Origin of the sequence: Flagellimonas aquimarina, assembly GCF_003149745.1 — a bacterium.
Classification (GTDB): Bacteria; Bacteroidota; Bacteroidia; order Flavobacteriales; family Flavobacteriaceae; genus Flagellimonas; species Flagellimonas aquimarina.
Genome location: NZ_QGEG01000002.1, coordinates 1,398,051 through 1,409,164, shown reverse-complemented (window position 1 = coordinate 1,409,164; position 11,114 = coordinate 1,398,051). Strand labels below are relative to the sequence as shown.

The window sequence follows — 11,114 nt, the reverse complement described above, 5'->3', positions numbered from 1 at the left end:
GCCAATACAGGAACGGCAACTACATTTAATGTTACTGGTCTTGTGGCTGATACGAGCTATGATTTTACTGTTTTTGCAGAAGATGCTCAAGGAAACACTTCTACGGTAAGTAACACGGAAACCCTTAATACCCTTGCAGGTCCAGATACAGAAGACCCAACAGCTATTGTTGACTTGGCTGCAACAGGTACTACTTCTGTTGGTACTAGCTTGTCTTGGTCTTCCTCTACAGATAATGTAGGCGTCACCAACTATGAAGTTTTCCAAGATGGTGTAAGCATTGCCAATACGGGAACAACAACATCATTTAATGTTACTGGTCTTACAGCTGATACCAGTTATGACTTTACTGTTTTTGCAGAGGATGCGGCGGGCAATACTTCTGCTGTGAGCAATACAGAAAGTATTACCACACTTTCAGGTGGAGGAATTATTGACTATACTTCTGAGAATGCTAATATGAGCACTGTGGATTGGACGGCTAGGGATTTGTATGCCGATCAAAACGTGGGAATTGGAACAACCAATACTCAAGGATATAGATTGGCAGTTGCAGGAAATGTTATTGCAGAGGGAGTAAAAGTTGAATTGCAGGGCAACTGGCCCGATTTTGTTTTCTTAAAAGACTTTGACCTGATGAAATTAGATGAGGTCAAAAAATATATCGAAGAAAATGGTCACCTTCCCAATATTCCTAGTGCAGAAAAGGTAAGGCAAGAGGGCATAGATTTAGGGGGGATGAATGCTAAGCTATTACAAAAAATAGAGGAGCTAACCTTGTATTTGCTTTTACAACAAAGTCAAATTGATCAGTTGAGCAAGGAAGTTGAGCAATTAAAAAAATAATAGAAAAAAATCTATTAATGATAGACAAAGATCAAAAGAAAGGTTTCTTGTTTTTTTTAAAAGATAAGCGCAAGAAAAATTATCTTAAGATTTTATCAGAGTTTTTGACCCTTTGGGTGGTTAAGAAAGAAGTTCCTTTATATTATTTTAAGTATTTATACCGTAAGGACATCACTAATATAAGGGACTATCTAGGAAAGAAGGAGCAACATAAGATAAAACATAGTCCCAATTTGCATAGCAAAGAGCGAATGGATATAATATCCAACAAACTCATCTTTTCTATTTTTTGCAACAGAAACAAGTTACGTGTTTCGGAACTTGTCAGTTATAATTTTGGATCAAATTTTTGCTTTGACGGGGAGGTTTTTAAAGTTTCAAATTATGAAGAGTTGGTAAGTTTTTATCAAAATGTTTTTGAGAATACAAAACATGATAAATTGTTTTTGAAGCCATTTTCATTGTACGGAGGAAAAGGAGCTTGCATGATTAAAAAAAACAGTATCGCCTTAGATTTGAAAGATAATGCTAAAGATATCATAGCTCAGGATTACATTCATGAGGAAGTATTAATCCAACATGAAGAAATAAACAAAATTCATGCAAGCTGTGTTAATACCATTAGAATTGAAACCTTTATAGATAGAAAAGAAGAGATTCATATTTTAAGTGCATTTATGAGGTTTGGCATTGGTAACAATGTAATAGATAATTTACATTCTGGAGGTGTTTTTGTCCCTGTGGATTTGGAAAAAGGCTGTTTAAAGGATTCCGGCCTTGAACACATTCGTTTTGGAGGGAGGAATTTTAGTGAACACCCTGAAAGTAATTATCCTTTTAAAGAATTTAAAATACCTTTTTTTAAGGAAGCCTGTAAGCTTGTAATTGATGCAGTGGAACGTTTACCAGATAGGTATATCGGATGGGATATAGCAATTACGGAAAATGGTCCTGTAATTGTTGAAGCCAATGAACATATGAATGTGTTTACTTCAGATGTAGCATATGGCGGATATTTAAAGCATCCGGTTTTTAAAGAAGTAATGAAAGAAATAGCATAAAGATTTTTTTAAAGTGTATAGTACATTAAATTATATATGCCGAACCCAAATAACCTGTGATGAGAAATAGTTTTATATTGTGCCTCTTTTTTATTTCCATGTCTCAACTATATTCACAAAGTATAAGGAAGGACTTTCTGGAAATGACGGATTACGAAAAAACAGAGTTGGTAAATGCTTTTTATTTGCTTAGAAATGGTCCTGACCTTTTCATTGATCTTGCTGTTTTTCATGCAGACTTCTTTAATTTTGACAATACGGCGGACCCCACCCTACCAGATTTACACTTTAATTTACCTGATGAACCAGAAAGGGAAATTTTTCTGGGTTGGCATAGACGACAAATGTTTGAAATGGAGCAGGCTGTTCAAGATATAAATCCTGAAATAAGCTTGGCTTTTTGGAACTCCTCTGTTAATCAATCCACTACAGGCCCTTTATGGGAAGAAGAATTGCTGGGAAGTTTTAACGCAAATTGGTCATTGAACAGAAACCTAGGAGCAAACGGTCCACTTCCTACGCCTGTGGAGATTTCAGATTTAATGGCAGAGACAGACTTTCTGGTGTTTTCAAACACATTGGAAAGGCAAGCTCCACATAGAGGAGCGCATGTTTGGATTGGGGGGCCAATGAACTCGCCACTTTCGCCAAGAGATCCTGCATTTTATTTTCATCATTCTTTTGTCGATAAAATTTGGCATGATTGGGAGGAAATACATCAAAGTTCATCTTTTATACCTACATCACTGCTTCGGTATGATGGCACTTATGTATTTAATGGAGAAACTCTTCCGCTAGTGGACCCCAATGATATTACAGATACAAGATCATTAGGTGTTTTTTATGGAGAAAATGGTTTGGCACAATTAGATAATTACATTGTAAGCAACACCTATAGACCTGAAGAAATTTTCTATTACCAATTTACTATTGAGGCAGGTGATAATTTTCTTGCACCAGCGGGAACTAGCAGTAGGCTCGAATCGGTAACTGAGATTAACTTAACCCCTGGTTTTGAAGCAGCTCCAGGATCATCTTTTGAAGCGCTTATTGATACAGAAAATAATGGGACAAGTAAATCTGGACCAATTAGATTGGTAAACCCTTATCCATATTCTGAGGATTTGTTCAAGCCCATTGTCTGGGAAGAAGGTGATGCCATAGCCAATGACAAAAATGTTATAATAGCAGCACACCCTAACCCATTTACCGAAAAGATAACAATAAACTTGAGCAAACGTACTGATTGCGTTATTGAGGTGTTTAACATGATGGGAATGAAAATACGTGAAGAAGCTTTCCAGAATACTGATACTTTGATAATAAAGAATCTTTATGGGTTGTCTTCAGGTTTTTATGTAATTAGGGTAACCAATGGCAACGGAGATTTATTAGTTGCTAAAAGGGTGATAAAACTTTAAAAACCAAAAACTGTTACCTCAACAATTGGGCATAAAGTTGAAAAAGGTTTTAGTGCTTTCCATGCTCCATATTAGAGCTTTCAGGGTTTCTATATTGGCAACAGGCAGGTAAATTGTTATATACTTCTTCTGTGGATGTAAAACTGCCTGTATCATGACCAACTTCAGCTATCTTTTCTTGAACAGATGAGATAGTACACTTTCGTTCATCGATTATAGCCTTAAAAATCTTGGTGTCAGCATTCCAAGAAGCATATTTCACACCGTTTATTTTAATGGCGGTTTTTTCAATTCTATTTTTGCACATCCAGCAGTTCCCTTTTACTTCAAAAGAAACTGATTTATTTTTTTCTTGGCCATAACCTAGGCTTATTCCTATTATTATAAAAAATGTGAATATTGCTTTTTTCATACTCTAAAATTAAATTTTGTATCTAAACCCTGCGTAATAAGCTTTTCCTAAAACAGGTCCAAATAGAATGGTGCTGTCAAAATAAGTGCCAAATGGATTTTCGTTTGATAAAATTGGCATATCCTGTGTAAAGTTATTGATATTTTCTCCTCCGATGTAAACCTCAAACTTTTTGGAAAAAACTTTAGTTATCTGTGCATTGATAAGCATGTAAGAAGTAGAATAGGAGGGAAGTCTAAATTCTGCCGGATTTTCACTGGTGTTTGGAAGCCTTTGTTCCCCCAACCAATTAGATGTAAAGTCGAAACGCCATTGGCTATCATTCTTTTTTAAAGTCTCATAATTTAGATTTACAAAAAAGCGATAAGAAGGTTGTAATGGTTTCTCAAGCGTTCCACTATTATAGTCGGTGACTACATCAAAATATTTATAAGTGGCGCGTAGATGAAAGTCTTGGAGCAATTCATAATTGAGATCGACCTGAAGACTGTTGGAGTGACTGTTTCCCTCAAGATTATAAAACGAAATTTCTCTTGGGTTTTCCCAATCCACAACAACTTGGTCTAAAAAATCCGTTCTATAAAAATCTATGGAAAAATCCATTACACGGTCCCATAAATACAATTTCTGAATGAAACTTAAGCCATAATTCCATGCTTTTTCAGGTTCAAGTCCGTAATAATTACCTCCTGTCCCATCAATTGTTATTTGTCTGGATGATGCAAAAAGTTGCTGATTCTCAGCAAATATGTTAGCTCCTCTTTTGCCTCTTCCAAAAGATGCCCTGAAACTGGCTTTGTCCCATAATGAGTACCTCAAATGAAAACGAGGGGTAAAGAAATTCCCCAAATTATTGTGGTTATCCACTCGCAGGCCAGCTACAAAACTCAAGTTTTCTAGATTATCATAGGTATACTCAAAAAAAGCACCTATTGAATTATCTGTTCTATTAAAAGCAATTGAGTTGACCGATTCATTGAATGTATCATGAGTCAAACTTATACCTGTTTTGAATTTATGTTGTGTGCTACCAATAATACTGTTAAAAATTAAATTGGAATAGAAGGAGTTATGATCAATATCATATTGGTTGAGACCATAAAAAGAATTTTGTTCATGGTTGCTGTAAGCTGTTTGAAAACCGAAACTTTGATATGGCAAATCTGGAAAGACATAACCCAGCTTGGATGATAAATCCAATCTGTTGGTTTTTATTTGGCTACCCCAGAAGTTTGTGGTCAACTTATCTGTTTCTGGATTAAAATCCAGTTGCCCAATTTCTTTATTATCAGCTAAATATTGAATATTTGCATAGCCAACCCATCCGTTTTCTGGATTAATATATTGCCATCGGTTCATAAAGTTTACTTGATCGGATAGTGGAGTATCCAAAAAGGTATCTTCATTGTTATCTATATAACCGTTTCTGAGGTTGGCATGTACATATAATCCTACTCCTAATCTATCTGTAATATTATGGTTAAGCCTAGTGTTAAACTCAAACCTTTCATAGTTATTGCCGTAGAGGTTCAGGAAAAAACGCTTGTCGGTAATAGGCTTTACAAGTTCACTGTTGATGTGTCCTGAAATACTTTCAAATCCGTTAAGGACACTACCAGCTCCTTTGGTGATCTGGATGCCTTCGATCCATGATCCCGGAACAAAAGAGAGCCCAAAAATTTGAGAAGCGCCCCTAATAGAAGGCATGTTTTCTTGGGTAAACATAAGGTAAGGGCTGTTAAGCCCCAACATTTGTATTTGCTTTGCACCAAGCACAGCATCTGAGATATTGACATCAACAGATGGGTTGGTTTCAAAACTTTCAGATAGATTGCAACAGGCAGCTTTGAGCATTTCCCTGCTATCAACGGACACTACATTTTGGACTTTGAACAATGACTTTTGTAGAGGTGCTACTTGTTTTTCGACTATCACTTCTTCCAAAACAACAATTGGATATAGTATAATATTGCCCAGATTTGGTCTATTTACCAGAAGAGTGTCCGACCTAAACCCGACTGAACTGATGATCAATTTTTTAAAGTCTCTTCTAAACGGAATTTTGAAATTGCCAAGAGAATCTGTAGTTGTTCCAATGGTGCTGGACAACCAATATACGTTAGCGTTTGGTATAGATTTTTTCTCCTCATCTTCAGTAAATTCCAATACAGTACCGATAACTTGAATTTGAGAGTGGCAAAGATTCGCGATGAGCAGGAGAAGAATTGGTAAAGATGATTTCATCTGATACGGCGGGCGGTTATTTTTTACTCAAAACTAGGATTTTCAGCGCTCATATTTAGTTAATTACCCGGATTTTAACAATGAAATGTAGTTCATAGATTTTTTTGGTTATTAACAGATTTAAAATCAGGGTCGATTACTTAAATAGTACTTTTAAATCGAATATGTATTTGTAGAAACATAAGTTAAATGAGTCTTGTTAGGATCTGTAATTTTTTTCTCTTTTTGTTCTTTTGCCAGAACCAAAACTTGGGTTGCGAAAAACCTAGAATCCAAAATAGTGAGAATACACAAATACGTGTTATAAATAACAGTAATCATGGTGTTACTAGAGTTTCTTTGTTTTCAATGAGTTTTGGAGATGTAATGCCAAATGATACAACAGAATATAAGGAGCTTGATTATAATCCTTTGCAAGATGACCCTCTAATCTATTGCATTAGTAGTGAGGAAAATTTTGCAAGGTATTTGAAAATTCCAGACAAACAGGTTAAAAAATACACCTATGTAATTGATAGTCTGGTAAATAGAATCATATATATTAGTTCGAAAGCGGACAAATAGAAGAAAATATAGTATTAAAACTGAATAACCAAAACTCCCCCATTAATAGAAAGTGTGATTATGCTAAAAATATTGGAACAAGCGCGTAAGGCGGCATTTTGGAGTTTAGATGGATTGAAAGGGGGAAACGTAAGAAAGCACTATAGAGATGTCAAGTGGGTGCAGAACAACCCAACATCTCATGAAGCTAAAGAATTATGCAAAGAAAACCTTCACAAAATTCTTGAACACGCTATTCGGACTGTACCATATTATTGCGATATACTCCAGGATGAATCTGTGAGCCTAGAAAAAATCCCAATAATCAACAAGCATATAGTTCGTAACAAGTTTGAACAATTTAGAAGTTATGAGTATGTGGACCAACATACGCATGAGGTTTTGACCAGCGGTTCTACGGGAAAACCTTTTAAAATACTACACGATAAAAATAAAAGGGCTAGAAATACTGCCGACACAATATTTTTTGCTAAGAGAGCTGGTTACGATCTAGGCTCAAGGTTATTTTATCTTAGGTTATGGGATAAGCAATATAAAAAGAATCGGTTTCTATCTAAACTTCAGAATATTGCAATGTACTCCGTTGATGATTTAACAGATGAGAACATCTCCAAATTAGTAAATGAGTTAGAAGGTAATAATTCTAATAATAGTCTTTTGATTTATACTTCAGCACTTGATACCGTTTGCCAATACTTAGATAAGAACCCTGAAAGGAAAATCAACAGAAAAGTTGATTCTATAATTGCCATTGCCGAAGCATTGAGCAGTGAGGTAAAGAAAAAAGCTGAAAAACATTTTGGAACAGAAGTACTTTCAAGGTATTCAAATAGTGAAAATGGTATTCTCGCGCAACAAAGAAAAGATGCTGCAGGTAATTTTGAAATTAATTGGGCCAGCTATTATATAGAAATATTGGATTTGACTGAGGATAAACCCGCCAAACCGGGAGAGCCGGGAAGAATAATCATAACTGATCTTTTTAATTATTCTATGCCTTTAATAAGGTATGATACGGGAGATGTGGGTGTAATAGAAGAGGATTCGGTTCATGGTGGCTTGGTGTTTTCTAAAGTTGAGGGAAGAAAAATGGATATGTTCACCAATACAAAAGGAGAGTTTGTTTCATCTCATATCATACATCATATACTACAGTTCAAGGGAATAGAACAGTTTCAATTTGTGGAAGAAGAAAATGACGTATATATAATAAAACTAAAAGTTTCGCCAGAATTTGATAGAAATGAAGAAGAAGTACTTAGGGATAAGTACATGGAATATTTTGGGCAAGATGCCATTATTAAGATTAAGTATGTAAAGGATATTCCATTATTACCATCAGGAAAGCGAAAACTGGTTATCAACAATGCTATTCAAAAACAAAAACAACTATCTAACAAGAAACCAGAACAGAAGATAAACCTAGTGCATTAAGTCAACTCGGATTAGCTTTATTGGTCTTTATTTTTTCTTTCCTCATCAAAATCTATCATTCCTGATTCCGAATCTAGGGCCACATCATTGCTAGATAAAACTTTTGCAAAAGTCTTGAACAAAATTTTCAAGTCTAATCCAAAAGAGAGATTGTTCACGTACTCTACATCTTTTTGCAACCTTATATCCCAATCCAATAAATTTCTTCCTGAGATTTGTGCAAGACCGGTTACCCCTGGTCTTACAGTATGTCTAATTTGTTCTTCCTTCGTGTAGTAAGGAAGATACCTTACTCTTAAGGGCCTAGGGCCAATTAGACTCATATCTCCTATAATTATGCTTAATAACTGTGGAATTTCATCCAAAGAGGTTTTTCTTAAAAAAGTTCCAAATTTTGTTACCCTAAGCTCATCCGGCAGCAGCTTTCCATCTTCACCTTTCTTATCCGTCATTGTCTTGAATTTGAGAATAGAAAAAACTTTTTCGTTTTTACCTGGTCTAGGTTGCACAAAAAAAGGTTTGCCATTATTAACAAATAAAAGAATCAACCAAATAGACACAAACACCGGGAAAAGAAGAGTAAAGCCCACAATGGAAAGAATGAGGTCCAATACCCTTTTAAAAAAAGACTTATACATTATTACTTGAATACTTTTGTTGTTGTAAAGGTTTCTTCAATCTTTTTAAATGACCAAACTGTCAACATTTTTAGTATAAACCTACCTTAAAATTAGCTTGCTAAGCGAAAATAAAGATTTTATAGCGCTATAAAGGGGTAATACTTCCATAGTTTCTTAAAGAGTGTTAAAGTTCGAGGTATTTCATCGATAAATCAACATTAGAGAAATCCAAAATTTAGGTATTTGCGTAATGTAGGTGTATTTCATCGAATTTTTTCGTTTTTAGACGAATTAACTTTGGACATGTATTAATTTTAAAACCCGAAATCACCTCTTAACTATGAACTTATCGTATCGTACCCCACTTACAATGATGTTTTTGGTCTCCTTTATGTTAATTTTTTCATCTTGTAACAAAGATAGTGACCTTTTTTATGAATCCATTCTAGAAGAGGAAGAAGTAGTGGAAACTTCGGAAGATACTTCGGAAGACACCTCAGAAGATACTTCGGAAGATACCTCAGAAGATACTTCGGAAGATACTGAAGAAGACCCTGTTGTGGATGCTCCAGTTGACCCTACCGATCCAATTAACACCAACAAAATTGAAGGGGTCTATCATCCATCTTCCTCTTCTGAAATTTCGGATCCCTCAAAAGCTAATTTCAAGGCAATAATTACAGAATCATTTGATTGCAGTGGTTGTACTTTTGCAGCAAATCAGACAATAGAACCAGCCGGTGGCGTCATTACAGGATCAGGTATTCAGTTAAATGGCGCGTTTATAGAGAACACTTTTAAGCAGGCTTTTTCATCTTCTACGACATTTAGTGAAGTTTATGCAGGTTCTAGAATAAGCCCTGAAACATTTGGAGCTACATCTGGAGACTCTTCAGATGACAATGACGCAATTGATGCATTGATCAATAATTCCTCTTTGGCTGTGGGTGCTACTAATGGGTCCTACATTAAAAATCAACCTTCAAATTACAGAAGGTCTGGAATTTTTAATTGGAATATGAATGGCTCTGTTGTGAAAGTTACAAGTGCCGCTAATTTTAACAATTCAAAGGTATCAGTGGATGCGGTATTTGATATAACAAATCTCTCACCTAATATTTACAATGGTGAGTTTGATGGTACTGGCACTTATGGTAGACTTTTTTATCTTCATGGACAAGATCATTTTAAATTCAATAACCTATGGGTACACGATTTATATTCTCCTAACACTGTTAGATGTGTAGCGTTTAGATTTTCAATTAACGCCAATTCCTCAGGTTTTAGTTATGGAGAGTTTAAAAATAATCGCATAGAAGATATTGTTGCCCAAGGTGATGGTAACTACAATGATGCAGGTGGGATTGCTAAAGCTTGGTGGTACACTTTAAGTGGAATGACCAGTTCTACAACTTTTAATGTAGTTTATGAGAATAATGTTGTAAGGAACATAATAGGTGATGATGCGGAAGGATTCTATGCTATTGGTGGAGCAAGTGTTAGTCATAATGGAAGCTTTTCATTTACCAATGAAGATTATAGGTATTGTACAAGAAGGGCGATGAAGCTTTGTGTTTCCAATGTGGAGATTAAAAACAGTTACTTTGAGGAAATTCCACAATCAATGTTTAACTCAGCCCAACAAATGGGTACAATGATAGATTTTTTCAGTACTAGCTCAGGTAATTTGATTGAGAATATTAGAGTACATGACAATACGATTAGAACTGTACCTGGAAATGATGCACATTACTTTTTGCTCTCTGTTACAGACGCTAAAGATGTTATTATAGAAAATAACATTTTTACAATGGAGAACGTAGGAAATTATGGTGGTGTTAGATTAGGCTCCAATACAAGTAGCTATAGCGGTGCGTTAAAAGATATTCAGGTCACTAATAACACTTTTAACAACTGCTATGTAAATACAATGACTCAATATGCACCGGTAAACAACCAACCTATTGAAGTTGACAGTAATGAATTCAATTTTACTTCAACTCAGGGTGTTGATGTTGGAGCATTAAGGTTTTCAGCGAGAAACGGTGCGCATGGATATATAGATTTTACAAACAACGACATCAATGTTGATATAAATTCACCAAACGGTATCAATGGAGTAATAGCAAGTAATGGGGTTGATGTTGTTGGAGTTACCTTAGATAAGGTTAATGTTACTTATATCAATGGCCAATCATCAAGACCATTTGGTTACTTAAAAGGTAGTTTTAATAGTACTAACATGATTAAAGATTGCACCCTTTCTGGTGCTGGAGGGACCAATGCATTGGAAGTATCGGGAGGATCACAATCGGTACAAGTGGTAAATAGTTCCGACAGCAATGGCAACCCAATAACAATAAAATAAACTTCTATTTAACTTTTCCCGCATAAATACGTATGATTCATAAGAATTATACAATGGTGAAAGTTGAATTTATGAAAGAGGAATAGACATATTATTTTAGATACAAAGAGAGGGAATTTAAATTCCCTCTCTTTGTATTTTAAG

Annotated in this window: 9 protein-coding genes; 6 read left to right on the top strand and 3 right to left on the bottom strand. The window is 35.2% G+C overall.

Annotation, left to right across the window (positions count from 1 at the left end):
* The 3 genes from DKG77_RS13195 to DKG77_RS13185 form a co-directional block, all read left to right on the top strand.
* A partial coding sequence (locus tag DKG77_RS13195; protein ID WP_279305973.1) for a fibronectin type III domain-containing protein occupies positions 1-846 on the top strand: 846 nt, incomplete at its 5' end.
* Between the two features lie 17 nt (positions 847-863).
* On the top strand, positions 864-1,907 hold the full coding sequence (locus tag DKG77_RS13190) for a sugar-transfer associated ATP-grasp domain-containing protein (protein WP_109663643.1): 1,044 nt from the start codon (positions 864-866) through the stop codon (positions 1,905-1,907).
* Between the two features lie 59 nt (positions 1,908-1,966).
* Positions 1,967-3,328 (top strand): tyrosinase family protein, encoded by a 1,362-nt coding sequence (locus tag DKG77_RS13185; RefSeq protein WP_109663641.1) that lies wholly within the window; start codon positions 1,967-1,969, stop codon positions 3,326-3,328.
* Positions 3,329-3,377: 49 nt separating this feature from the next.
* On the opposite strand, the gene DKG77_RS13180 is transcribed toward DKG77_RS13185, so the two are convergent.
* Together DKG77_RS13180 and DKG77_RS13175 are read right to left on the bottom strand one after the other, a co-directional pair.
* The gene (locus DKG77_RS13180) at positions 3,378-3,740 is read right to left on the bottom strand and encodes a heavy-metal-associated domain-containing protein (RefSeq protein WP_109663639.1); all 363 of its coding nucleotides are present in this window, start codon (positions 3,738-3,740) and stop codon (positions 3,378-3,380) included.
* A 9-nt stretch (positions 3,741-3,749) separates the two neighbouring features.
* Positions 3,750-5,984, bottom strand: a complete 2,235-nt coding sequence (locus DKG77_RS13175) for a TonB-dependent receptor (protein WP_109663637.1) — start codon at positions 5,982-5,984, stop codon at positions 3,750-3,752.
* A 189-nt stretch (positions 5,985-6,173) separates the two neighbouring features.
* On the opposite strand from DKG77_RS13175, the gene DKG77_RS13170 reads away from it, so the two are divergent.
* Together DKG77_RS13170 and DKG77_RS13165 are read left to right on the top strand one after the other, a co-directional pair.
* Positions 6,174-6,548 carry a hypothetical protein gene (locus DKG77_RS13170; protein WP_109663635.1) on the top strand — a complete coding sequence of 125 codons (375 nt, stop codon included), beginning with the start codon at positions 6,174-6,176 and terminating at the stop codon, positions 6,546-6,548.
* A gap of 60 nt (positions 6,549-6,608) precedes the next feature.
* A complete protein-coding gene (locus DKG77_RS13165) occupies positions 6,609-7,982 on the top strand; it encodes a phenylacetate--CoA ligase family protein (RefSeq protein ID WP_109663633.1) in 1,374 nt (457 codons plus the stop codon).
* A gap of 17 nt (positions 7,983-7,999) precedes the next feature.
* Here DKG77_RS13165 and DKG77_RS13160 read toward each other — a convergent pair whose 3' ends face one another.
* Positions 8,000-8,620, bottom strand: a complete 621-nt coding sequence (locus DKG77_RS13160; protein WP_109663631.1) for a sugar transferase — start codon at positions 8,618-8,620, stop codon at positions 8,000-8,002.
* Positions 8,621-8,942: 322 nt separating this feature from the next.
* Between DKG77_RS13160 and DKG77_RS17065 the strand changes: the two genes are divergently transcribed.
* Positions 8,943-10,970 carry a hypothetical protein gene (locus DKG77_RS17065; RefSeq protein ID WP_207785456.1) on the top strand — a complete coding sequence of 676 codons (2,028 nt, stop codon included), beginning with the start codon at positions 8,943-8,945 and terminating at the stop codon, positions 10,968-10,970.
* The last annotated feature ends 144 nt before the right edge of the window (positions 10,971-11,114 follow it).